At 67.0% G+C, this 23151-nt stretch carries 18 protein-coding genes and 2 tRNA genes; 9 read left to right on the top strand and 11 right to left on the bottom strand.

Translation table 11 applies throughout. The features are described from left to right. Positions 1-31: 31 nt before the first annotated feature. Complete coding sequence (locus tag ASF51_RS02190; RefSeq protein WP_055924571.1) at positions 32-1705, bottom strand: 2-isopropylmalate synthase; 1674 nt, start codon at positions 1703-1705, stop codon at positions 32-34. 138 nt (positions 1706-1843) lie between these two features. Here ASF51_RS02190 and ASF51_RS02185 point away from each other — a divergent pair, with 138 nt between their 5' ends. Next, on the top strand, positions 1844-2524 hold the full coding sequence (locus tag ASF51_RS02185) for a FadR/GntR family transcriptional regulator (RefSeq protein WP_055924568.1): 681 nt from the start codon (positions 1844-1846) through the stop codon (positions 2522-2524). Positions 2525-2624: 100 nt separating this feature from the next. On the opposite strand, the gene ASF51_RS02180 is transcribed toward ASF51_RS02185, so the two are convergent. From ASF51_RS02180 to ASF51_RS02155, 6 genes are all read right to left on the bottom strand, one after another. Further along, on the bottom strand, positions 2625-4637 hold the full coding sequence (locus ASF51_RS02180) for a beta-galactosidase (protein WP_055924565.1): 2013 nt from the start codon (positions 4635-4637) through the stop codon (positions 2625-2627). Continuing rightward, complete coding sequence (locus tag ASF51_RS02175; protein WP_055924562.1) at positions 4634-5578, bottom strand: carbohydrate ABC transporter permease; 945 nt, start codon at positions 5576-5578, stop codon at positions 4634-4636. Before ASF51_RS02175 ends, ASF51_RS02180 begins: the two co-directional genes overlap by 4 nt. Next, positions 5575-6528: a carbohydrate ABC transporter permease gene (locus ASF51_RS02170; RefSeq protein WP_055924559.1), complete on the bottom strand. Its 954-nt coding sequence runs from the start codon at positions 6526-6528 to the stop codon at positions 5575-5577. The genes ASF51_RS02175 and ASF51_RS02170 overlap by 4 nt, the downstream gene beginning before the upstream one ends. Positions 6529-6618: 90 nt before the next feature. Further along, on the bottom strand, positions 6619-7974 hold the full coding sequence (locus ASF51_RS02165; RefSeq protein ID WP_235497102.1) for an ABC transporter substrate-binding protein: 1356 nt from the start codon (positions 7972-7974) through the stop codon (positions 6619-6621). A gap of 50 nt (positions 7975-8024) precedes the next feature. Further along, the gene (locus tag ASF51_RS02160) at positions 8025-10121 is read right to left on the bottom strand and encodes a beta-galactosidase (protein ID WP_055924556.1); all 2097 of its coding nucleotides are present in this window, start codon (positions 10119-10121) and stop codon (positions 8025-8027) included. 145 nt (positions 10122-10266) lie between these two features. Further along, complete coding sequence (locus ASF51_RS02155; RefSeq protein ID WP_055924552.1) at positions 10267-11265, bottom strand: LacI family DNA-binding transcriptional regulator; 999 nt, start codon at positions 11263-11265, stop codon at positions 10267-10269. Between the two features lie 93 nt (positions 11266-11358). Here ASF51_RS02155 and ASF51_RS02150 point away from each other — a divergent pair, with 93 nt between their 5' ends. The 3 genes from ASF51_RS02150 to ASF51_RS02140 all read left to right on the top strand — a co-directional run bounded on the left by ASF51_RS02150 (position 11359) and on the right by ASF51_RS02140 (position 14332). After that, a complete protein-coding gene (locus ASF51_RS02150) occupies positions 11359-11649 on the top strand; it encodes a chorismate mutase (RefSeq protein ID WP_055924549.1) in 291 nt (96 codons plus the stop codon). 214 nt (positions 11650-11863) lie between these two features. Continuing rightward, positions 11864-12688, top strand: coding sequence for an inositol monophosphatase family protein (locus ASF51_RS02145; protein ID WP_055924546.1), 825 nt, complete (start codon positions 11864-11866; stop codon positions 12686-12688). A 213-nt stretch (positions 12689-12901) separates the two neighbouring features. After that, positions 12902-14332, top strand: coding sequence for a M23 family metallopeptidase (locus ASF51_RS02140; protein ID WP_157411968.1), 1431 nt, complete (start codon positions 12902-12904; stop codon positions 14330-14332). Between the two features lie 111 nt (positions 14333-14443). On the opposite strand, the gene ASF51_RS02135 is transcribed toward ASF51_RS02140, so the two are convergent. Next, the gene (locus ASF51_RS02135) at positions 14444-16183 is read right to left on the bottom strand and encodes a glycoside hydrolase family 13 protein (protein WP_082479647.1); all 1740 of its coding nucleotides are present in this window, start codon (positions 16181-16183) and stop codon (positions 14444-14446) included. Between the two features lie 118 nt (positions 16184-16301). Between ASF51_RS02135 and ASF51_RS02130 the strand changes: the two genes are divergently transcribed. Next, positions 16302-16373, top strand: a tRNA-Thr gene (locus tag ASF51_RS02130). 51 nt (positions 16374-16424) lie between these two features. Next, positions 16425-16498: transfer RNA gene (locus ASF51_RS02125), tRNA-Met, on the top strand. A 184-nt stretch (positions 16499-16682) separates the two neighbouring features. Here ASF51_RS02125 and ASF51_RS02120 read toward each other — a convergent pair. The 3 genes from ASF51_RS02120 to ASF51_RS02110 all read right to left on the bottom strand — a co-directional run bounded on the left by ASF51_RS02120 (position 16683) and on the right by ASF51_RS02110 (position 19849). Then, positions 16683-17681, bottom strand: coding sequence for an aldo/keto reductase (locus tag ASF51_RS02120; protein WP_055924540.1), 999 nt, complete (start codon positions 17679-17681; stop codon positions 16683-16685). A gap of 42 nt (positions 17682-17723) precedes the next feature. After that, the gene (locus ASF51_RS02115; protein WP_055924537.1) at positions 17724-18728 is read right to left on the bottom strand and encodes a LacI family DNA-binding transcriptional regulator; all 1005 of its coding nucleotides are present in this window, start codon (positions 18726-18728) and stop codon (positions 17724-17726) included. A gap of 140 nt (positions 18729-18868) precedes the next feature. Next, complete coding sequence (locus ASF51_RS02110; protein WP_055924534.1) at positions 18869-19849, bottom strand: NAD(P)-dependent oxidoreductase; 981 nt, start codon at positions 19847-19849, stop codon at positions 18869-18871. 185 nt (positions 19850-20034) lie between these two features. Between ASF51_RS02110 and ASF51_RS02105 the strand changes: the two genes are divergently transcribed. The 3 genes from ASF51_RS02105 to ASF51_RS02095 are packed head-to-tail and all read left to right on the top strand — an operon-like array spanning position 20035 to position 23124. Beyond that, entirely contained in the window at positions 20035-21306 is a 1272-nt protein-coding gene (locus ASF51_RS02105; RefSeq protein WP_055924531.1) for a sugar ABC transporter substrate-binding protein, read from the top strand. Beyond that, positions 21303-22262 (top strand): carbohydrate ABC transporter permease, encoded by a 960-nt coding sequence (locus ASF51_RS02100; protein ID WP_055924528.1) that lies wholly within the window; start codon positions 21303-21305, stop codon positions 22260-22262. The genes ASF51_RS02105 and ASF51_RS02100 overlap by 4 nt, the downstream gene beginning before the upstream one ends. Continuing rightward, on the top strand, positions 22255-23124 hold the full coding sequence (locus tag ASF51_RS02095) for a carbohydrate ABC transporter permease (protein WP_055924525.1): 870 nt from the start codon (positions 22255-22257) through the stop codon (positions 23122-23124). The genes ASF51_RS02100 and ASF51_RS02095 overlap by 8 nt, the downstream gene beginning before the upstream one ends. Positions 23125-23151: the final 27 nt, after the last annotated feature.

Raw genomic sequence — 23151 nt, 5'->3', positions numbered from 1 at the left:
CTCGGGTGGCCCGGATCCAGACGCGGAACAGTCAGGGGCGCGCGGCCGCGGCGAGCACGGCGAGGATGCTCGCTTCGAGCACTGAGCGGTGTCGCCCTGCCGCCCACCTCGTCGCCGCCCCGCGCCGGTACTCGAGCAGAGTCAGTGCGTCACTGTTGTTGCCCGCCGAGAGCGCTGTCTGGTGAAGCGACAGGATCTGGACGGCGATGCCGTTCGCGTCGAGAAGGAGAGTGACGGCTTCCACGGGCCCGATGTCGTCGAAGGTCTGCATGCGTTCCGTGCCATCCATCGCGATCCGCAGTGTGGTGCGGGTCGTGCCCCCTGCCGTGACGACGTCGAGCTCGCGCAATTCGATTGCCGCAGCCGCCGACGTCAGATAGCTGCGCTCGAAGATCGCCCAGAGCCCGGCCGAATCGAGTTCGAAACCCGTGTCGTCGGCGTGCTGCTGTACGCGACGAGAGAAGTCGATCTGCAGTCGACGCGGCATCTCGATGCCGTAGTCGCGCTCGAGCAGATAGGCGATGCCGCCCTTACCTGACTGCGAATTGACTCGGATGACGGCCTCGTAGCTGCGCCCCAGATCGGCGGGATCGATGGGGAGGTAGGGAACTCGCCACGGCAGTTCCTCAGGCGGCGTGCCCGTGTCTGCGGCGCGCAGAGCGTGCTCGGCGAAGCCCTTCTTGATCGCGTCCTGGTGGGTTCCGGAGAACGCGGTGTGAACAAGGTCGCCCACGTAGGGGTGCCGAGGGTGGATGTCGATACGGTTGCTGTGCTCGACGACCCTCCTGATGTGATCGATGTCTGAGAAGTCGATCATGGGATCGACGCCCTGGGCGTGCAGGTTCAGGGCGAGGGTGGCGATGTCGACGTTGCCTGTGCGCTCGCCATTACCGAAGATGCAGCCCTCCACACGCTGGGCGCCGGCAAGCACGGCGAGCTCCGCGCACGCGACGCCTGTTCCCCTGTCATTGTGCGGGTGCACGGACAGGATCACCGAGGAACGCCGATCGAGGTTTCTGTGCATGTATTCGATCTGGTCGGCGTAGACATTGGGGGTCGCGGCCTCGACGGTCGCCGGTAGGTTCAGAATGACAGGTCGATCGGCGGAGGCATCCCACAGCGTCGTGACCGCGTTGCAGAGTTCGAGGGCGTAGTCGGGCTCGGTGAGGTTGAAGACCTCGGGCGAGAACTCGAAACGTACGCGTTCGAGGTCTCCGGCGAATCGCAGCACCTCCCTTCCGCCATCGAGGATCAGTTCGCGCAGCGACGCACGATCGTGGCCCAACACCACCTCACGCCACAGGGGCGCGGTTGCCGTGTACATGTGAATGACGACGTCGTTCCGGATGCCTCGGATCGACTCGACGGTGCGCTCGATGAGATCTCGCCGCGCAGGCGTGAAGACGACGATCGTGACGTCGGACGGAGCCATGTCGGACTCGGCGATCAGCCTCACGAAGTCGTAGTCCGTCTGCGATGCGGACGGGTAGCCGACCTCGATCTCCTTATAGCCCATCGTGACCATCAGCTCGAAGAAGCCCCGCTTGCGATCGGGGTCCATGGGCTCGGCGAGTGCCTGGTTGCCGTCGCGCAGGTCGACCGGAACCCACAAGGGTGCGGCGGTGAGGCGACGCGACGGCCACTCGCGATCGAGCAACGGCAGCTCGACTCGAGAGAAGACGTCCTGATAACGCGATGACGGCATCTGAGAGTGGCGTTGCCGATTCCACGACGGGGAGTGCTGGGGCACAGGGCCGCGCGGGGAGGACAGCTGGGAGTCGGAGGAGATCACCCGGCAACGGTAACACAACTCCTCAGACAAGCTGAGGAGTACAATGTGAGCATGGTTTCCGTCCAGCGAGAGTCATTGTCCGAGCAGGCGGCACGTCTGCTTCTCGATCGCATCCAGGCGGGCGAGTGGGAGGTCGGCCAGAAGCTGCCGGGTGAAACCACACTGGCGCCCCAGCTGGGTGTCGGGCGGTCCACCATGCGAGAGGCGATCCGCCAGCTCGCCGGTCGGGGAATCCTGACGACCCGCCAGGGATCAGGCGTTTTCGTCCACGCAGTCGTCCCCGTCGGCGACTGGGATTCGTTCGTGATCCGGGCGACCATCGCATCCATCCTCGAGGCGCGCATCGCCGTCGAGTGCGAGGCGGCGGCACTGGCCGCCGAGCGGTGCACGGGTGACGACCTGCTGGCCATCCGGACCGCCCTTACGCGCCGAGGCGGCGAGGTCGTCACGGTCGATGCCAGGGTCGATGCCGACATGGCCTTTCACCGCAGCATCGTGGCCGCCAGTCAGAACGAGTTGCTGACCGAGCTCTTCGACACCTTCGCGGCGAGAAGTCGTGAAGCGATGGTGCAGATGCTCGAACTCAGTGGCGAACCGGCCACACAGGCCGACCAGCTCGTGCACGCCGAGATCGTCGAGGCGGTCGCGGCCCATGACGCCGTGGTCGCACGGGATCTCAGCCGGTCGCACCTCGAAGCTCTGCGCGCTGCGATAGCTCAGCACCGCCCGTGACGACTGTGCCCGTTTGCCTCCGATTGTGCGATCGAGCGCCGACAGAACGGAGGTAAACGGGCACACTCACCGGGGTCCGCCGCAACACGGAGCCCCGACGCTACGCCACAGGCAGCCTCACCAGGTCGTGAGCTGCGATCGTCACCGTGTCGCCTCCGACAGTGACCGTCGCCTCGGCGCGACCGAAGTTCAGCACCCAGCGCGTTCCGGCGCGCTCGACGACCTCGATGTCGGGGTTCGACCCGTCGAGCAGGGGCCGCACGCCCGCGCGGTCGAGCGCATCGAGCAGCAGCTCGAACACCGTGGCGGTGTCGGGGCGGGTCGCCACGTACCAGGCCGTTCCGCCCGCCGCATCCGGCGCATCCGGCCCGCCTGCCGGCACGCCCGACGAGCGGCGCGTGATCGCGGGTGACCCCTCGGCAAGCCCCTCGGTGAACGTCGACAGAACCTCGGCGTCGTCGGCGTGCAGAAGCTCGGTCCAGACCGAGGCCGCGCGCACCGTGTCACCGAACCGGATGGCGGTGGTCGGCACGGGCGCGGTTCCTGTGCCCCGCAGATCGGGGCCGGCGAGGGGCGCGAACTCCTCGACCCGCACGCCGAGTGCGGCTTGCAGAGGACCGAGGTAGCCGCCCTGCTGCACGTGCAGGTTCTCGTCGAGGATGCCGGTCTGGTAGCCCACGATGAGTTGCCCTCCGCGCGCGGGAACCGCAGCCAGCGTCTCGAGCGCCGCGCGGGGCACGGCGAAGAGCGCCGGTGCGATGACGAGCGAGTACCCGTCGAGAGAAGCGCCCGGCTCGACGAAGTCGACCGTCACGCCGAGCGCTCGCAGCGACCAGTGCCACGACATGATCTCGTCGAGATAGACCAACTGGGCAGGTGACGCGGCCTGCTCGACGGCGTTCCACGAATCCCAGTCGAAGACGATCGCGACAGAGCTCGGAACACGGGAGCCGATCACGTCGCCCATGGTCGACAGCTCGGCGCCGAGGGCGGTCACCTCGCGGAAGATGCGCGTGTCCTCTCCGGCGTGCGGCACCATCGCGGCGTGGAACTTCTCGGCTCCGGCGACCGACTGCCTCCACTGGAAGTACAGGATGCCGTCGGCGCCGCGGGCCACCGACTGCATCGAGTAGAGCCGGTTCTCGCCCGGCAGTTTCGGGGCGTTGCGGGTGCGCCAGTTGACGGCGCCTGTCGTCTGCTCCATGAGCATCCACGGCTGGCCGCCGCGCAGCGAGCGCATGAGGTCGCGGGTCATTGCCGCGAACGCGGGGGAGAGCGGGTCCGCCGGGTCGGGGTAGGAGTCGTCGGAGACGAAGTCGACCTCCTTCGCCCACTTCCAGTAGTCGACCGGCTTGAAGAAGCCCATGAAGTTCGTCGTGACGGGGATGTCGGGTGTCACCTCGCGCAGGACCGCCAGCTCGGCCCGGTAGCACTCGAGCAGCGCGTCGGAGGAGAAGCGATGGAAGTCGAGCATCTGCGTCGGGTTGGGGAACGACGGCATAGCGCGGGGCGGGCCCACCTCGCTGAACTCGGCGTAGTGCTGCGACCAGAACGCCGTGCCCCACGCGTGGTTCAGCGCCTCGATGCTGCCGTACTTCGCCTCGAGCCAGACCCGGAACGCGGCCGCCGACTCGTCGTCGAACGACTGCGACACGTGGCATCCGTATTCGTTGTTGATGTGCCAGGCCGCGACGGCCGGATGCGCGCCGTAACGTTCGGCGAGGGCGCGCACGAGGCGGGTCGCGTACTGGCGGTACACCTGCGAGCTCGGGCTGTACTGCTGCCTGCTGCCCACGCCGAGGCGCACTCCCTCGGCGGTCACGGGCAGGATCTCGGGATGCGCGGCGCTGAGCCACGGCGGGGGAGAGGCGGTGGCCGTGGCCAGGTCGACCTTCACTCCGCCCGCGTGCAGCCCGTCGATGACCCGGTCGAGCCAGGCGAAGTCGAACTCGCCGTCTCGCGGTTCGAGCTTCGCCCACGAGAAGACGCCGACCGTGGCGATGGTGACCCCGGCCCTCTGCATGAGCCGCACATCGTCGGCCCACACCTCTTCGGGCCATTGCTCCGGGTTGTAGTCGCCGCCGAACCACACGGGCGCGTTGTTGCCGATCATCCTTTTACTGCTCCTGTTCCGAGACCTGACTGCCAGTACCGCTGAAGAAAGAGGAACGCGATGACGAGGGGGATGATCGACACGAGCGAACCCGTGATGACCGTCGAGAACAACGCCTGCGATCCGCTGCCGGCCGCCGCCGTCGCCTGCCACTGCGCGAGCCCCACCGTGAGCGGGTAGAGATCGGAGGTGTTCAGCATGATGAGCGGCAGGAAGTAATTGTTCCAGGTCGCGACGAGCGAGAAGAGGAACACGGTGACCACGCCCGGGCCCAGCTGCCGCAGCGCGACCTGCCAGAAGATGCGCAACTCGCCCGCGCCATCCATTCGTGCGGCCTCGATCAGGCTGTCGGGAACCGACTCGGCCGCGTAGACGCGCATCAGATACACGCCGAACGGGCTGACGAGCGAGGGGATGATGACGGCGAACGGGGTGTTCGTGAGCCCTGCAGAGCTGAACAGCAGGTAGGTCGGGATCGCCAGGGCGGTGAGCGGGATCATGATCGATCCGAGCACGACGCTGAAGATGGCCCGCCCGCCCGGGAACCGGTACTTCGCGAAGCCGTAGCCGGCCATCGTCGCGAGGAGAGAGGCGCCGAATGCGCTCACTCCGGCATAGACCACGGTGTTCAGAACCCAGCGCAGGTAGACGCCGTCTTTGAACGTGAACACCTGGGCGATGTTCGTGAACAGGTTGAAGTCCTTGCCGAACCAGAACCCGAACGACGAGAAGAGGTCGGCGTTGCTCTTGGTCGAGGCGATCAGCAGCCAGAGCAGCGGCAGCAGGAAGTAGGCGGCGCACGCCCAGAGCAGCACGGTGAGCAGGGTGCTGCGGCGACCCTCGCGCATGATCTGGCGGCGGTGCCGCTTCGCGCGGGGTGTGGATGCCCGGGGCGCGTCGATCGCGGTCGGCGTCGGTGCTGAGACGGTCGGGGCGCTCATGAGAGGTTCTCCTTGCGCTGGGTCGAGAGTTGCACGACGTACGAGACGACCATGATGACGAGGCCCAGCAGGAAGGCGATCGCCGCGGCGTAGGGCACGTCCTGGTTCACGAAGGCCACCGTGTAGGCGTACTGGTTGGGGGTGAAGTCGTTGCCGATCACGTTGGGCGCGAGCCGGTACAGAAGGTTCGGCTCATTGAAGAGCTGGAACGACCCGATGATCGAGAAGATGACGGTGAGCATGATGGCCGGCCGGATGGCGGGGATCTTGATGCTCCAGGCGACGCGCCACTCGCTGGCACCGTCGACCTCGGCTGCGTCGAAGAGCTCCGTCGGGATCGTGCGGAGGGCCGCGTACATGATGATCATGTTGTAGCCCACGAACTCCCACGTGACGATGTTCATCATCGACCCGAGGATGTTGTCGTTGGCCAGCAGGTTCGGCGCATCGATTCCGATCGCGCGGAAGGTCTGGGCGATCGGGCCGAAGTCGTTGCCGTAGAGGTAGCCCCACATGAGCGTGGCGACGACGCCGGGAACCGCGTACGGCACGAAGATCGCGAGGCGGGCGGCCTTGCTTCCCCTGACCCGGGAGCTGTCGAGCGCCAGGGCGAAGAACAGGGCGAGAACGAGCATGATGGGCACCTGGATGAGCAGGAAGAGTCCCACCCGCCCCAGGCCGCCGAGGAAGCTCGGGTCGGTCAAAGCCTGGAGGTAGTTGGCGAGGCCCACGAACTCCTGTCCGCCGATCAGCTGCGTGGCGAAGAGGCTGAGGTATCCCGAATAGAAGAGGGGAACGATCAGCATCGCGACGAAGACGATGAGGAACGGGGTGATGAGTAGGTAAGCGGCCCGCGTCTGGCGGCGGGTCGACTGCGTCGAGCGCTGTCGAGGCGGGCGTTGGCGTCGACTGTTCGGTGGTGCGGATGCGGATGCGGCGAGGACGGCCACGGTTCTTCCTTATCTCGTCATTGAAATCACAGGGGAAGGGGGAGGGGAAAGCGGGTGCCGCCCGCGTCGACGCACGGCACCCGCTCGTGGCTACTCGACCGTGAAGCCCTGCTTCTTCGCGTACGCGGTGACCTCGTCGTCCCAGGCCTGGAGGGCGGTCGAGAGGTCGGTCTTGTCGGCGATCGCCTTTCCGAGCGTCTCGTTGTAGCTCGAGTAGACGTAGTCCATGAACGGCAGCCACTCGAACGAGACGTCGACGGTGTCGGAGACTCCGGCAAAGAGCTCGTTGACCTTCTGTCCTCCGTAGAACTCCGCCTCCTGATCGACGAATGCCGGGTCGGCGAGGGTGTCGGTCTTGGTCGGGAACAGGAACTGGTCGGTCGCGAACTTCAACGTCGACTCGGGGTCGTTGTTGATGAACTTGGCGAGTTCGTACGCGGCGATCGGGTTCTCGCTCGTCTTGAGCACGACATCCGACGACCCGCCCCAGTTGCCCGACACGTCGTCACCCTCGTTCCACTGCGGGATCTTGGCCGCGGTCCACTTGCCCGAGGTGTTGGCGGCGGTTCCCTGCAGGAACACGGGAGCCCAGGCGGCGGTCACCCATCCGGCGTACTTGCCCGACGCGAGGCTCTGGTAGAAGCTGTCGTTGAAGTCGGGATCGACCGAGACGAGGTCCTTCTGGATGAGGTCGTTCCAGTAGTCGACGACCTTCTTCGTCTCGTCGCTGGCGATGTCGACCTTCACTGTCTTGTCGCCGTCGTAGCCGAACGGCTTCGCGCCGGCCTGCCAGAAGAGTCCGACCATCTGGCCGGGGTCGTTGCCCGGCATGTTCGAGATGTAGGAGCCGGTCGCCGCCTTGATCGTCGCGGCGTCCTCGGCGTACTGCGCCCACGTGGTGGGGGCCTCGGTGATGCCGGCCTGCGCCAGGATGTCGCTGCGGTAGAGATTGCCGAGGGGGCCGGAGTCCTGCGGGATCGCCCAGACCGAGCCGTCCTCCGTCTGCACCTGGTTCCAGACCCACTCGACGTATTCGTCCGACAGATCCGCCGCGCCGTACGGCGTGAGGTCGGCGAGGCTGTCGGTCAACCGGAACGACGAGAGGTACTGGTATTCGATCTGCGCGACATCCGGGGCGCCCTTGCCCGCCTTCAATGCCGTGCGCAGCTTGGTGTACTCATCGGCGCCGTTGCCCACGTTCACGACCTCGACGTCGATCTTCGGGTACTTCTTCTCGAAGAGGGCGACCTCGTTCTCGATGTCGGGAACCCAGGTCCAGAAGGTGAGCTTGGTGGGGGTGTCGAGGGCCTTGTCGATGTCGGCCTGCGACACGGTCGTCTTGTCGGTCGTCGAGCTTCCGGGGCTGGTGCAGCCCGTCAGCAGGAGTCCGGCCGTGACGACGATGGTGCCCAGCGACAGTGCTGTGCGGCGTGCTGTGGTTCGCATGTGACCTTTCCTTTTGTGTGAGTGGTTCACGTTCGCCCGGTGGCGAACGGTCAGTCCTCGCTGAGAACCCTGACGGACCAGGGGGCGAGGAGAATGTCCGACCCGTGCGCGACGGCGGCGCCGTCGACGAGATCGGTGAGGGATGCGGGGGCCGTCACGGTGACGGCATCGGGCGACCAGTTGTGCACGAACCAGATGGTGTCGTGCGCGTCGCTCGAGCCGGAGACGACCGACACCGCGGCCGGCACCGGCCATCCGGTCTTCACGGTGTCGCCCTTCACCCAGCGGGCGACGGATGACGAGAGCCCTGCATCGGGCACCGTGCCCACGTAGGTGATGCGTCCGGCTCCGAAGGGTGTGCTCGTGACGGCGGCGAACCGCCCGAGGAAGTGGTGGTCGTAGGTGGCGAGCACCTCGGCCCCGTCGGCGATCACGCCGTCGGCCCACGCCGTGGCGCTCGCGGAAGGCGCGAGCTCGAGCTGCCCCGTCGACACGACTGCGACGGGCGCGTCGAGATTCGAGTACTCCTCGTACCAGGCTCCGGCCGCCTCGGCGAGGCGGTCGGGGGCGACGCCGCGGCGGGCCCGGGCGAGCTCGTCTCCGTAGCCGGTGCGGGGGCCGAGCACGAGGTGCCCGCCCGCCTCGGCGTAGGCGCGCAGCTGATCGAGCAGCGCGTCGTCGGCCACGTAGACGGCCGGGGCGAACAGAATCGGGATGTCGCGGGCCAGTTCGGCCGGATCGAGTGCGGCGAACTGACGGTCGTGCAGCACACGCAGTTGCAGGCCGGCGTCGTGCGCGCCCCGGTAGAAGCTGTCGTAGATGCGCTGGTACGACTCGGGGTCGCGGTCGCCGTCTGGCTTCGCGAGGGGCGGGTACGACTGGAACGACCACCGGGTGTCGGTCGACCAGATGATCGCGGCATCCGCACTCGGGGTGTAGCCCTCGAGCTCGGAGCCGAGCGTGCCGAGGATCGATCCGAGCTCGGCGACCTCGCGGTAGATGCGGCCGGGGCGCTGGCTGTGCGGGAGCACGCCACCCCAGTAGGTCTCGACGCCGAAGTGCAGGGTGTGCCAATGCCAGTACTCGATCATGCGTGCGCCGCGGGAGACGAGGGCGAGCCCGGCCTGCACGATCTGCCCCGGATACGGCGGCTGGTTCTGCCAGTGGCCGCCGATCGACTGCGCGTTCGTCTCGGTCACGAGGAACCTGTCCTGCGAGGTCGAGTACATGCGGTCGGCCTGCCCGAACAGTGCCCAGGGCCCGGATGTCCACCACGGGGCGTCCGCGCGGGTCTCGACGACGTTCGAGAGCCCGTCCTGCATGCGGTAGTAGGGATTGCCGGCGGTGATGTCGAGTCGTTCGACGAGTTCGTCGTCGCTCACCGGGGGCCGGTTGTAGCTGATGCACGTCGTCACGAACTGCCCCTCGTTCGCGTACTCGCGCACGATGTCGGCCTCCCAGCCGATGAACTCGGTCACCAGCGCAGAGTGGTAGCGGCGCCACTCCAGCGCGTACTGCGGCTGTAGGTTGCCCTTCGGGGTCCAGAGGTCGGCCCATTCGCTGAGGCGGTGAGACCAGTAGACGAGGCCCCACTGCTCGTTCAGGTTCTCGAGGGTGCCGTACTTGGCGCGGAGCCATTCGAGGAAGCCCTGCATGACGTGGTGGTTGTGGGCCAGTTGCTGGCCGGGTTCGTTGTCGACCTGGTATCCGATCACGGCCGGGTGTTCGGCGTAGCGTCCGACGACGGCGCGGATGATGCGCTCGGCGTACCAGCGGAACGTCGGATGCGAGTAGTCCATCTCCTGGCGCTGGCCCCAGCCGACGGTGGAGCCGTCGGCGTTCTCGGCGGCGATCTCCGGATGGATGCGCTGCAGCCACGGCGGAACCGCGTAGGTCGGCGTTCCGAGGATCACCGAGATTCCTCGGGCGTGAGCCCCGTCGAGAACCGGCAGCAGCCACTCGAGGTCGAACTCGCCGTCGCGCGGCTCCCAGGTCGACCACACCGACTCGCCTACGCGGATGACCGTGAATCCGGCCTCGACCATCAGGTCGAGGTCGCGGTCGAGGGTGCCTGAGCGCTGGTACTCGGCGTAGTAGGCGGCGCCGAAGAGAATGCGATCGGTCAGTGCAGGGAAGCGTCGTTGCATGGCTGTCTGTGACTCCGTTGTCGAGGTGATCAGCCGGATGCTTCTACAAATGTTGTCGACAACATTCGGCTGAGTGAAAACTACGACACGGAGTCGCCGAATGCAACAGTCAGTTTTTCCCGTTGGAGAAAAGGCTGATGAGGCCCTAGATCGCTCGGGTGGATTCTCGCTCTATGAGCCGGGGCGCCGGAACTCGCTCCGGCCCCGGCCGTTCGGCGCCGTCGACCCGCGAGACGAGCAGATCGATCGCGAAACGCCCCTCGGCCTCGAAGTCGATCGCCACCGTGGTCAGCGGCGGAGTGAGGTAGCGGGACTCGAGAATGTCGTCGACGCCCATGATGCTGATATCGCGGGGGGCTTCGCAGCCCCGCTCGTGCAACGCACGTATCGCACCCAGGGCCATGTGGTCGTTCTCGGCGAAAATGGCCGTGATCCCGGCGTCGAGGTCGAGCCCCCGACCGATGCGGTAGCCCGATTCAGGTGTCCAGTCGCCGTACTCGACCAGCACCTCGATTCCCGACCGAAGACCCTCGGCCTGGAACCCTTTGAGTCGTTCCTGTGCAGACATCCAGTCGCGGCCGCCGCTGATGACGAGCGCTTTGCGGTGGCCGAGGCCGGCGAGGTGCTGCGCGGCCAACTGGCCGGTCTTCGCCTGGATGTCGTGGCGTCCCGCAGGGTCGTCGACGTGGGAGCCCATCTGCATCGGCACCGTGATGGGAAGCGACAGGAAGATCTGCTGCATCTGCTCCGTCTGAGCCGTGGCGAGGATGCCCGCGACCCGATCGTGCTGGAACGTGGTCAGCACATCGAGGATCGAGTTGTCGTCGTATCCGTCGACCATCACGATGTCGAGCACGTAGCCGACCTCGTGCGCCCGCCGGCTGGCGCCTTTGATGACCATCGAGGGCCCGCTCTTGGTCATCTCCTGCGCCAGCGCTCCGATGCGATTCGAGCGGTTGGTGCGCAGGAGTCGAGCGGCCCGGTTCGGTCGGTACTCCAGAGAGGCGATGGCCTCCTCGACGCGCGCCCGGGTCGCCGGTCGTATGCCTTCGAAACCGCTGAGCAGGCGAGTAACGGTCTGGTGGGAGACCCCGGCCTGGCGCGCGACGTCGTAGATCGTCGCGGGTCTGCCGTCGCTTTTCATGAGCCATCCTCCGGGAACGACACTAGTGTCTTCTCCTCGCCTGCCGGCGTTCGTTTCGCCTCGTCTGCTTCGCAGTTCTCTAGACTCCTGAGCATGCAGAACCCCACGATCGACGAGGTGCGTCGACGCATCGACGACATCGACCGCGAGATAGTCGAGCTCATCGGGCGCCGCCAGGCCTGGGTGGTCGAGGCTGGAAGGCTCAAGACCGACAGGGCGGCGGTGCGTGCTCCCGATCGAGTGGAGGCGGTCATCGCGAAGGTGCGTTCCCTCGCAGCCGACGCGGCCGCGTCGCCCGAGGTCGTCGAGAGCACGTATCGGGCCATGATCGCTGCCTTCATCGACCTGGAATTGCACGTTCACGAGGCGCGCACCGACCAGTGACGCGATGCCGCGGAACGCCCATCCGCGCCGATCGCAAAATTTTCTCACTATTTCTCCCACGGCGGCGTAATGGAGACGCCCATGACACGTCTCTTTTCATGAGGGCATTCGCGTGCGGATGTCCCTCCGGCGGTGGCCGCGGCGTAACCCCCATATCGTCGCGGTCACCGTTGCCGGTTCCGGGGGCCCGCGCCCGCTGTGTCAGGCTCTACCCATGACGATCGCTGCGAACACCGACCTGCTCACCATCGCCCGCCGAGTCGGCCTCGAAGCGGGAGCTCTCGCCGCTCGCCGCAGGGCCGAGGGGGTCGAGGTCGCCGCCACGAAGTCCTCCATCGTCGACGTGGTGACACTGGCCGACCGCGAGGTCGAGGCCTACGTGCGCGCCGCCATCGCAGACGTGCGGCCGGACGACGGCTTCCTGGGCGAGGAGTCGACGGGCACGACCGGCGGCTCCGGACTCACCTGGATCGTGGACCCCATCGACGGCACCGTCAACTACCTCTACGGAATTCCGCAGTACGCCGTGAGCATCGCCGTGGTCGAGGGAGGATCCGACCCCGCGGAGTGGAATGCGCTCGCAGGCTGCGTGGTGAACCCAGCGAACGGAGAGGTCTTCACGGCGGCCCAGGGCGGCGGGGCATACCTCGGTTCGCAGCAGCTGCAGGTCAATTCCGGCGTCTCGCTCGAGCAGACCCTCCTCAGCACGGGGTTCTCGTACAGCGCAGAGACGCGCTCGCGCCAAGGCCAGGTGCTGGCCGGAATCCTCGGGCAGGTTCGTGACATCCGTCGAGCGGGCTCGGCCTCGCTCGACCTGTGCTGGGTGGCCGCGGGCCGCCTCGACGCCTATGCCGAACGCGGCCTCAATGCCTGGGATCACGCGGCCGGCGCTCTGGTCGTCCGCGAGGCAGGCGGCCACGTCGGCGGCTTCGACGGCGACGCCGAGAGCATCCGCTTCCTGCTCGCGGCCGATGAGACGCTGGCCGGCGAACTCGAGCCGATCCTGCGCGATCTCTACGCATCCGCCGGCCTGATCTGACCTCACTCGGGCGCAGACCGTACTGAATCGTCTCACTCTGCGGGAATTTTCAGACTCTGCCGTTAGTGTCGACAGTCGCGTCTTCCGCTTACCCGAGTTGGTACGAGACGCCCATCCACTGAAAACCCGAATCGGTATTGGAATTCCTGCGCCTTGGCTCGTCACAACCCCCGTCCAGATGATCTCTCGTCTGAGGCCGACGGTTCAACGCCCGTGACAGACGCAGCACCGCAGTCGCGCAGGGCCAGAAGGCAGGCTTCGCCCGGTCTTTCGGTCGTGTCGCCGCCGAGTTCGTCGGTCTCGACCCAGACACCGGATGCGCCTGCGGCCGCCGCACCGCTCACCCGCAGGGCGGCTCGCGCCGCCGGGGCCGCCGCCCCCGTCATCCTCTCCGAAGCCCAGGAGCGCGAAGCGGAGCGCATGGCCTTCGAGAACGCCGTCCGCCCACGCGGGCGCCGCGCGGCAGCCTCGACCGAGGAGCTCGCGTCGGCCGTCGCCTTCGCCACGACCGAGCCCGAGCAGGTCGCTGCGGGTGTGACGCAGACCGTCACCGCCGTCTCCGCCGTCGATATCACGGTCGAAGGGCCCGATTCCTCCGCCACCGACTCGCCCGTCGACCTTCCCGTCGCACTCGATGCGGCATCGACGAACACCCCGGCATCCGGCACCAAGGTCATCGGCCTGGCCGATGTTCTCGGCGAGGTTCCGGCTCCTTCGCAGGGCCGCCGACCGGGCCGCCGTGCCGGGTCCGACTCCTCCGACGACGAGAACACGCCGCCCCGTGCCAAGGCCGGTCGCCGGGCAGCCAGTGCTGCGGCGGAGCGGACCCGTGTCAGCTCGCCCAAGTCGGCCTCCGCCGCATCCGGAGCCGGAGCCGGTGAGGCCGCGATCCCGCAGCGCCGCCGCCGCCCGTCGACCAAGTCGATGGCCAAGAAGAGCTTCGGCATGTTCGCGTTCCTTGTGGCCGGTGGAATCGCCGTGGCGACGTCGCTTCCGGCAGAGGCCTACTTCGCCGCCACGCCGGATGCCTCGATCTCGCAGAGCGTGCAGGTGCAGGCCCAGCAGAACACGCTCGGCGAGACCGCCAAGCAGCAGCTGAAGACCGACGCCGAGGCATCCGCCTCGCAGGTCGGTCGCGACGGCTACACGGTCACGAGCGTTCCCAAGGTGTCGATGACCGGCTTCAACACCGCCGACACCTTCTCGAACGACACGAGCGGCACCATCCAGTGGCCGTTCCCCACGGGCGTTCCCATCAGCGACGGGTTCGGCTACCGCTCGTCGCCCGGCGGCATCGGAAGCACGAACCATCAGGGCATCGACTTCAACCCGGGCATGGGCGCGCCCATCCAGGTGATCGCCGACGGCACCGTGCGTCTCGCCCAGAAGAGCGACGCCGGCGGCTACGGCTGCTACGTCATCGTCGATCACAACGTCAACGGCATGAAGTTCGCGAGCCTCTACGGCCACATGCAGTGCTCGTCCGTCGCCATGAGCAAGGGCGAAGACGTGAAGGTCGGCCAGCAGGTCGGCAACGTCGGCAGCACCGGAACCTCCACGGGTGCGCACCTGCACTTCGAGATCCACGACTCCGGCGACACCCCGATCGACCCGATGCCCTGGCTCAACCAGTACGCCAACTAGGCGCGGATCGGTTCCCTCGAACTCACTCGTCGAAAAAGCACCCAAGACCGGATTCTTGGGTGCTTTTTCGAGGAGTCGATGCGTGCTGGGGCCGCGGCGGGCTCCCGTGGGCTAGTTGGCGAGCCAGACCGTCGTGTCTACGGGCAGAACTCCCTCGTCGACCGTCTCGGACGCGAGCAGCACCGTCGCCACGGGCAGTTCGACGGGCACCGAGCCGATGTTCGAGATCACGGTGACCGCCCCGTTCGAGAAGGCGATCACGTCGTCTCCGTAGCCCGGCAGCCAGTCGATCGCTCCCGTTCCGAGCTCGTGCTCGGCTCGCAGCGAGAGGGCCAGCTTGTAGAGCTCGAGTGTCGAACCGGCGACGCCGTTCTGGCTGTCGCGTGAGAACTCGTCCCAGTCGTCCGGCTGCGGCAACCAGCTCGCGGTCGTGGGACCGAAGCCGTAGCTGGGCTTGCCGGCCTCCCAGGGAATCGGCACGCGGCATCCATCGCGCCCGTATCGCTTGCCCTTGGTGCGGAACCACGTGGGGTCCTGGCGCGCGTCGTCGGGCAGGTGGATGGCCTCGGGTAGCCCCAGTTCCTCGCCCTGGTAGACGTAGGAGCTGCCGGGAAGGGCGAGCATCAGCGCCGTGGCGGCGCGGGCGCGGCGGAGTCCGAGCACCGGGTCGGGAAGGCCGGGGGACTTGGGGCCGATGCCGTCGCCCTGCAGGTTGTCCGCGCCGAGTGCGAGTCGGCTGGCGTGACGCACCACGTCGTGGTTGGACAGCACCCAGGTGGAGGGGGCTCCGACCGTGCCGAACGCGTGGATCGACGTGTCGATGACGGTGCGCAGCTCGGGGGCGTTCCACGACGCCGAGAGGTAGGTGAAGTTGAACGCCTGCTGCATCTCGTCGGGGCGCACCCAGCGGGCGAGCTTGGTGAGGGGCTCGACCCAGGCCTCGGCGCAGAGCACCCTGTCGCCCTCGTACTCGTCGAGCACCGCGTGCCACGATCGGTAGATCTCGTGCACGCCGTCCTGCGCCCAATAGGGCGGGGTCGCGGGCTCGTCGGCGTCGATGCCCGGCTCGAGCGGCGGCAATCCGCCGCCCATGCTGCCGGCGTCGGCGGGAGGCGTGTAGTCGGGAAGCCCGGCCTCCTTGATCAGGCCGTGCGCGACATCCACCCTGAAGCCGTCGACGCCGCGATCGAGCCAGAAGCGCAGCACGCCGAGCATCTGCTCGCGCACCCACGGATTCTCCCAGTTGAGGTCGGGCTGGCTCACGTCGAAGATGTGCAGGTACCACTGGCCGGGGGTGCCGTCGGCGTTGGTCGTGCGCTCCCACATGGGGCCGCCGAACACGGACTGCCAGTTGTTGGGGGCGATCTCGCCGTTCTCGCCGAGGCCGTCGCGGAACATGTACCGATCGCGTTCGGGGCTGCCTTCGGGCGCGGCGAGGGCGGCCTTGAACCACTCGTGATCCCAGGAGGTGTGATTGGGAACGAGGTCGACGATCACCTTGAGGCCGAGTTCGTGCGCGCGAGCGAGCATCGTGTCGAAGTCGGACAGGGTGCCGAACAGGGGGTCGACATCGACGTAGTCGGCCACGTCGTAGCCCGCGTCGTGCTGCGGAGATGTGAAGAACGGCGACAGCCAGATGGCGTCGACGCCGAGGTCGGCGAGTGACTCGAGGCGGCTCGTGATTCCGGGCAGATCGCCGATGCCGTCGCCGTCGCTGTCGGCGAACGATCGAGGGTAGATCTGGTAGATCACGGCGGAGCGCCACCACTCGGTGCCGCTGCCGATCGCGATCAGGGATGCCTGCGACGACGATTCGGGCGCGTCGGAAGTCTCGGTGAGTTCGACTGTCATGCCGAACACTCTAGCCTCGAATCGTTTCGACCCCAGACAGCGGTTCGGAGCGGCCGTGTTGTGATGCTATTCTCTACAGGTGCCAAAACGCGCGACTTCATCGTCATGCGCTGGCTACGCCCCCTTAGCTCATTGGTAGAGCACTTCCTTGGTAAGGAAGAGGTAGTGGGTCCGATTCCCACAGGGGGCTCCGTCCTCCACAGGCAGGCAGCGAGAGCTGCCGGCCGACCGGACGGCACCCGGCGGGGTAGCTCAGGTGGTTAGAGCACACGGCTCATAATCGTGGTGTCGCGGGTTCGAGTCCCGCTCCCGCTACGAAACCCCCAAGATCTCGCCATCTTGGGGGTTTTTTGCTGCCCGGGTGTCGCCCTGCTGGGGGTGGTGCGATCCATCCGTCAGTCGATGCTTGTATCGACGGGAAGTGGGTGCATCTTCTGACGGATGGATGCCCCTTCGACAGGCTCAGGGAACGGGCGGGTGCAGGAACGGCGGGTGCCGGCTAGTCGGCGTCGTGGGGTCGGATGCCGTGGGTCAGGTCGGCGAGTTCGGCCCACAGGCTCTCGGGTACGGCCGCCGCGGCGGTCGCGTCGGCGACCGCCCTTCTCCAGCTGCTCATCGAGGATGCGCCGACGATCGTGGTGTGCACCCGCGGATCGCGCAGGCTGAAACCGAGCGCCACCGCGCTCATCGCGACGCCGTGATGGTCGCAGATCGCGCGGAGGCGCTCCAGTGCCGCCGCCATGTCGGGCCTGATCGGGCGGTACCCGTACGTTCCCGCCGACTCCGTGCGGCCGGTCAGTACGCCGCCCCCGTAGGGAGCCGCGTTCGAGACGCCCACGGTGCGCGCGGTCGCCGCATCCAGCAGCGCCTCGGCCGAACGATCGAGCACGGTGAAGCGATTGTGGGTCACCAGGGCGTCGAAGAGGTCGGTCTCGACGAATCGCTGCAGCATGCCCACCGGTCCTCCCGAGATGCCGATCGAGGTCGCGAGACCCTGCTCCTTCATCGCCACCAGCGCGTCGACGGCTCCGCCGGGCGCCATCACGGCGTCGAAGCCGACGACCTCTGGGTCGTGCAGGTAGAGCACGTCGATGCGGTCGACCCCGAGGCGGGAGAGCGATTCCTCGAGCGATCGGCGCATGCGGTCACCGCTGAAGTCGTCGTTGGCCACGTCGCGGTCGAGCTTGGTCTGTATGACGAGACCGGATGCTGCACGCCCGCCCCCGACATCCGGGCCCGCCGCCTGCGCCAGGGCCTGCCCCGCGAAAAGCTCGGAGAGGTGCCCGGCGTCCGTCGGTCCGTACATGTTCGAGGTGTCGAGCAGGGTGGTCTCGAGCGTCCCGGCGAAGAAGGCCTCGGCGACCTCGCGGATGCGCGCATCGCGCTCGTCGCCCGACTCGCCTTCGCGCAGCTGGCCCCACGACGAGGTACCGAGGGCGAGCGGGCTCACGTCGAATCCGGTGCGGCCGAACGGCGTTGTCTGGCGGAGATCAGTCATGCGGCCAACGCTAGCGGTCTGCTGGGGCGCAGCTCGGGCGCATCAGTCGTCTCTGTCATCGAGGCGCGTCACGGAGGCGCCGGGGATGAGGTGGGCGTCGAGGTATTCGATCTTCGGTTCGGGTCGATCGCTCGGCGACTCGATGTGATCGGCGATGAGGCGGGCCGCGTGCCTGGCGATCTTGCGGGTCGGCTGCACGATGACGGTCAGTTTCGGCACGAGCGCCTGGGCGAGCTCGCGACTGTCGAACCCGACCACCGAGATGTCGCGGCCGATGCGCAGCCCGGAGTCGTTCACGGCGGTCACAGCGCCCAGGGTGAGCTCGTAGTTCGCGGTGAACAGGCCGGTGGGGCGAGGCCGGAGAGCGAGGAGCTCCTGCGTGGCTCGATAGCCTGCCTCGATCGTCAATGGCTCGAAGCGCTCCAACGCCGGGTCCACCTCCACTCCGTCGGAGGCCAGCGCGCGCTCGAATCCTTCGGTCCGCAGGCGCATCGAGGAGACGATCGGTTCGCCGCCGACGAATCCGATACGACGGTGACCATGATCGAGGAGATGTCGGGCGCCGAGAGCTCCTGCTGCCACGTTGTCGAGGAAGACGCCGTCTGCGTAGAGATCGTCGATGTACCAGTCGACCATCACGACAGGCACTCGCGCCGCCGCGGCACTCAGTGCGCGCACGTCGTGCGGTGAGGTGATCGCGATGATTCCGTCGACCATCCGGTCCATCAGCAGGTTCACGGGGTCGTCGCTCGGGTCGGGACTGGCTGCCACGATGACGCTGATCCCGCGCGGGCGGAGCGCTTCCTCGACGCCCGCGACGATGGTGAGGTGGAAGTCGTTGTCGAGTGCAGGCAGCAGCACACCGACCGTCCGTGACCGTCGCGACCGCAGCATCCGAGCATGCTGATTGGGGCGGAAGTCGAGGTCGCGGGCCGCCGACTCGATGGCTTCGCGATTGGCTGCCAGAACGTTTCGCCCGTTGAAGTACTTGGAGATCGTGGCGAGTGACAGTCCGGTGGCCCGCTGGATGTCCTTGTATGTCGTCACAGCCCCGTCTTTCCTGTTGTCGGCACCGCGGCCCCAATATTCGCCGGTGTCCGAGGGTCGCCTGCGCTCAGCATAATCCAGCGCCGGAGCCGTACGAATCGTTTCGACCGAAAGTGTCTTGCTGTCGATCCCGCTGCGTCTCAACCGAGTCGGACGGGTGGAACTCCGTCGCCCAGACGACCGGCCTGCCGGAGCCATTCCACCGACTCCGCGACGGCTGCGATCGACGAGTGCGCCGGCGCGTACCCCAGCAGTCGGCGCCCCTTCTCGATGCTCATCGAATGGCTGCGGGCGATGTGCTCGTAGGCGGCGTCGCGGTGCTCCTCGTCAAGGGAGGCGCTGAACTCCTCGAACGGCACGAAGCGCAGCCGCGCCTCCAGGCCGAACCACCGCGCCGCCGTCTCCGCGAATCCGCGCAGCGTGAGGGCGCGCTCGGAGACGGCGTGGAATGCCTGCCCGTTCGCTTCGTCAGGGTGTTCGAGGCAGAGCCGGATGAGCTGGGCGACGTCGTCGGCGTGCACGTGATGCACGGTCTCGAGCCCGAACCCCGGCAGCAGCAGCTCGCGCCCTGTCGCGAGCGTGCGCCAGACCTCGAGGTCGACAGTTCCCTGCGGTGTGATGACGGGCCAGCCGGGTCCGGAGATGTGCCCCGGATGCACGATCGCCACGGGGAGGCCGTTTTCGCTTCGCGACTCGGCCAGCAGCAGACGTTCTATCGCCTCCTTCTGGATGCCGTACTCGCCCCAGGGCTGTTTGGCCGCGTCCTCGAGGGCGGGAACCTCGGTGAGGGTTCCGTGTGTCCAGATCGTGCCGACGTGCACCAGCTGCCGCACTCGTCCGCGGAGGGCGTCGGCGAGCTGCCGTGCGGACTCCGGTGAGAAGCAGATGAGGTCGACGACCACGTCTGCTTCGAGCGCGGCGATGCGGGAGGCGAAGGTGCCCGCGGCATCCTCCGCCTCCCGGTCGGCGATCACGCGTTCGACGCTCTGCCAGGCCGGGTCGTCGCGGTACGGAACAGACGTTCCGCGGGTGATCGCGACCACGTCGTGCCCGTCCTCCACAAGACGTGGCACGAGATAACCGCCGACGTGCCCTGTTGCTCCGATGATGGCGATGCGCATGTCTGCTCTCTCTTCTGCTGGTCGTCGGCGGTGCTGCGATGAGACCATCCTTGCGCACGATCAACGCGGGTGGGTGAGCTGAACGAAACGTTTAGTGCATGCCGAAAACTCTTGACTTCGATTATCCATCCTCTTAGCATCCCTTTGAGGCGTAACGTTTCGCTCAAATACTCAAGGAGGAGTTTATGAAGGCACAGTGGAAGTTCACGAGGAGCCGGAAACGCGCTGGTGTTTCCGTCGTGGTCGTGGGAGTTCTCGCCCTCGGTCTCGCCGCATGTTCGGGAGGCGGCAGTGAGAGCTCGGGCCTCGACGGCGACACCCTGAAGATGTACACCTGGATCGGCGGCAAGGCCGACAAGAAGCAGTGGGCCGACTACGTCGCCGGAGGCGTGCACGCCGACCCGGACATGAAGGTGAGCTTCACGGGGCCGCCGATCGGCGACTACTACACCAAGCTGCCCACCGTTATGAGGAGCAGCAGTGCACCCTGCCTCGTCACGTTCCAGAACGGCCGGGTCAACCAGTACGTCGAGGGGCTGGAGCCGCTGGACGACCTGGCGAAGGAGAACAACCTCGACCTGACGGCGTACAGCTCGGCGATGCTCGAGCAGCTCAGCGTCGACGGCAAGCTCTACTCCATCCCGTTCAACACCGGGCCCACCGTGGTGCTCTACAACAAGCAGATGTTCAAGGACGCCGGCGTGGCCGAACCGACCAACGACTGGACGACCGACGAATTCATCGCGGCGGCGAAGGCGACCACGAAGGACGGCGTGTACGGGTTCGCGATTCCCCAGGCGTCCAACCCCATCGCCACCCTCATGGCGGCCGACGGCCACCCGTGGGCCGATGAGGACGGTCCACTGCTCGACGACCCGAACTTCAAGGACGCGCTGCAGCTGCTCGTCGACCTGTCGAACAAGTACAAGGTCGCGAAGCCGCTCGAGGCGGCCGCGGGCGGAACCTTCCCCGACATCGACGCATTCAACACGGGCCAGGCGGCCATGGAGATGCAGGGGCTGTGGGATCTGCAGCACGCGCAGGAGTCTCTCGGTAAAGACAACGTCGGCATCGCCGTCATTCCGAGCAAGAACGGTGCCTCCAAGGGGTTCATCGGCGGATCGGGCTTCGGCATCACGAAGACCTGCGGTGACAAGCAGAAGGCGTTCGAAGCCATCGAGGCGATGACGAGCAAGAGCGGACTCGAGTTCGTGACCAAGTCGCAGGCCTCCGTGCCGGCGCGGCTCGACGCCCTGGATGCCTGGTCGGAGAACGCCGGATCGCCGGAGTTCGCCACGGTCATCGAACAGATGACCGGTGACGCGACGCCCTCGCCGGTACCGGCGAACCAGGCCGAGCTCGACACGCTCCTGACGCAGTACGAGGTCGACGCCTTCTCGGGTAAGAGCACGGTCGATGAAGTGCTGCAGCAGGTGAAGGCCGGCCTCGCGCAATGACCTTCGTGCGTCTGGACCGCCCGGAGGAAGAGGTCGCCGACGCGTCCGTCGCCCCACCGGGTCGCCCGAAGGGCCGGCTTCGCCGCCGGCCCCTCGGGGGCCCCCGATGGGTCGGGTGGGCTTTCGTCCTCCCCGGCCTCATCGGGCTCGCGGTGTTCATCGTCATACCGCAGGTCGCGTCGCTGATCCTCGGATTCTCCGACTCGACCCTGCTGGGAGGCACCCAGTTCACTGGCGGGGAGAACTTCGCACGACTGCTGCGCGACCCGCAGTTCATCAACAGCGTCATCGTGACGTCGATCTTCGTGCTCGTCTACGTGCCGGCGAACATCGCGATCTCGATGGCGATGGCGATGTGGCTGAAGACGCGCATCGCCGGCCGCAACTGGATCCGCGTGATCTTCCTGATCCCGGCCCTCTCGCCGATGGTGGCGAACGCCGCGGTCTTCCGGTTGCTCTTCCAGCAGGACGGCGTCGTCAACCAGGCTCTGGCAGCCATCGGACTGGAGCCGATTCCCTGGCTCAGCGACGGCAACTGGGCTCTGGCCGTTGTGATCGGCGTCTCGGTCTGGCAGTCGTTCGGCTACAACATGATCGTGCTCGGCGCAGGCCTCGACTCGATCAGCCCCGACGTCATCGCGGCGTCACGGATCGACGGCGCCGGCCCGATCCGCCGCTTCGTCTCGATCACGCTGCCGCTGGTCAGCCCGGCTCTGTTCTTCACCACGGTGCTGACCGTCATCGGTGCATGGCAGACCTTCGCCCAGGCCTACGTGATAACGGGCGGCGGCCCGGGCAACAGCACGATGACGATCATGCTCTACCTCTATCAGACCGCTTTCACGAACAATCAGCTCGGCTACGCGTCGGCCATCGCCACCGTGCTCTTCGTGATCATCGCGATCTTCACGCTGTTCCAACTCTGGGGACAGAGGAAGTGGGTCCACTATGACTGATCAGAAGCTCCAGGCCCCGGGTCTCTCGTGGCGTCGCCGGGGGCGGGCCATCGGGTTCGCCGCAAACACCACCGCGGCGTGGCTGGTCGCGCTCGTGTTCTCCTTCCCCCTGATCTGGACGTTCTTCACCGCTCTCAAGCCGGGCAACGAGGTGTTCGGAGCCAAGATCAGTTTCATCGGCTCGGAGGTGCTCTGGTCGAACTTCGCGGATGCGTGGACCGAGGTCGACTTCGGGCGCCTGCTCCTGAACAGCCTCGTCGTCGCCGCGATCTCGACCGCGCTGACGCTGGTCATCGCGACCTTGACCGCGTTCGCCTTCGCACGGTTGCGATTCCCCGGTCGAAGCGCGATCTTCCTGTTGTTCGTCATCACGCTGACGCTGCCGAGCGAGGTCGCCGTCGTGCCGCTGTTCCTCGGTTTCGACCAGGCGCGGCTCGCCGACACCTGGTTCGCGCTCATCATTCCCGGCCTCTTCGGCGCCTTCGGAGCGTTCCTGCTCCGGCAGTTCATGCTCCAGATCCCGGGGGAGTTGGAGGAGGCCGCCCGCCTCGACGGAGCCTCGACATGGCGCCTCCTGATCAGCGTCATCGTTCCCCTCGTGCGACCGGCGCTGTCGGTTCTGGCGATCTTCGCCTTCCTGGGCAGCTGGAACAGCTTCCTGTGGCCGCTGATCATCCTCAACAGCTCCGACAAATGGACGATCCCCATCGGGATCGCCGGATTCACGACGCAGACGGGTACGCAGTGGGAGCTGCTGATGGCGGCATGCATGATGACGATCGCCCCCGTGGTGGTCGTGGTCGCCATAGCCCAGAGACAACTGGTGGCCGCGATCGGCGCGGGCGCCTTCGGCGGCCGGTGATCCGGTGAGCCGCTATGAACGGAGACG

It is taken from the genome of Agreia sp. Leaf283 (assembly GCF_001422485.1).
Lineage (GTDB): Bacteria > Actinomycetota > Actinomycetes > Actinomycetales > Microbacteriaceae > Agreia.
The sequence above is the reverse complement of the archived record's forward strand: the minus strand, read 5'-3'. Positions and strand labels throughout refer to the sequence as shown.

Bases quoted from the DNA above. Each gene is read 5' to 3' on its own strand.
- ASF51_RS02190 (WP_055924571.1), bottom strand. From the start codon at position 1,705: ATGCCGTCATCGCGTTATCAGGACGTCTTCTCTCGAGTCGAGCTGCCG.
- ASF51_RS02185 (WP_055924568.1), top strand. From the start codon at position 1,844: ATGGTTTCCGTCCAGCGAGAGTCATTGTCCGAGCAGGCGGCACGTCTG.
- ASF51_RS02180 (WP_055924565.1), bottom strand. From the start codon at position 4,637: ATGATCGGCAACAACGCGCCCGTGTGGTTCGGCGGCGACTACAACCCG.
- ASF51_RS02175 (WP_055924562.1), bottom strand. From the start codon at position 5,578: ATGAGCGCCCCGACCGTCTCAGCACCGACGCCGACCGCGATCGACGCG.
- ASF51_RS02165 (WP_235497102.1), bottom strand. From the start codon at position 7,974: ATGCGAACCACAGCACGCCGCACAGCACTGTCGCTGGGCACCATCGTC.
- ASF51_RS02160 (WP_055924556.1), bottom strand. From the start codon at position 10,121: ATGCAACGACGCTTCCCTGCACTGACCGATCGCATTCTCTTCGGCGCC.
- ASF51_RS02155 (WP_055924552.1), bottom strand. From the start codon at position 11,265: ATGAAAAGCGACGGCAGACCCGCGACGATCTACGACGTCGCGCGCCAG.
- ASF51_RS02150 (WP_055924549.1), top strand. From the start codon at position 11,359: ATGCAGAACCCCACGATCGACGAGGTGCGTCGACGCATCGACGACATC.
- ASF51_RS02145 (WP_055924546.1), top strand. From the start codon at position 11,864: ATGACGATCGCTGCGAACACCGACCTGCTCACCATCGCCCGCCGAGTC.
- ASF51_RS02135 (WP_082479647.1), bottom strand. From the start codon at position 16,183: ATGACAGTCGAACTCACCGAGACTTCCGACGCGCCCGAATCGTCGTCG.
- ASF51_RS02120 (WP_055924540.1), bottom strand. From the start codon at position 17,681: ATGACTGATCTCCGCCAGACAACGCCGTTCGGCCGCACCGGATTCGAC.
- ASF51_RS02110 (WP_055924534.1), bottom strand. From the start codon at position 19,849: ATGCGCATCGCCATCATCGGAGCAACAGGGCACGTCGGCGGTTATCTC.
- ASF51_RS02105 (WP_055924531.1), top strand. From the start codon at position 20,035: ATGAAGGCACAGTGGAAGTTCACGAGGAGCCGGAAACGCGCTGGTGTT.
- ASF51_RS02100 (WP_055924528.1), top strand. From the start codon at position 21,303: ATGACCTTCGTGCGTCTGGACCGCCCGGAGGAAGAGGTCGCCGACGCG.
- ASF51_RS02095 (WP_055924525.1), top strand. From the start codon at position 22,255: ATGACTGATCAGAAGCTCCAGGCCCCGGGTCTCTCGTGGCGTCGCCGG.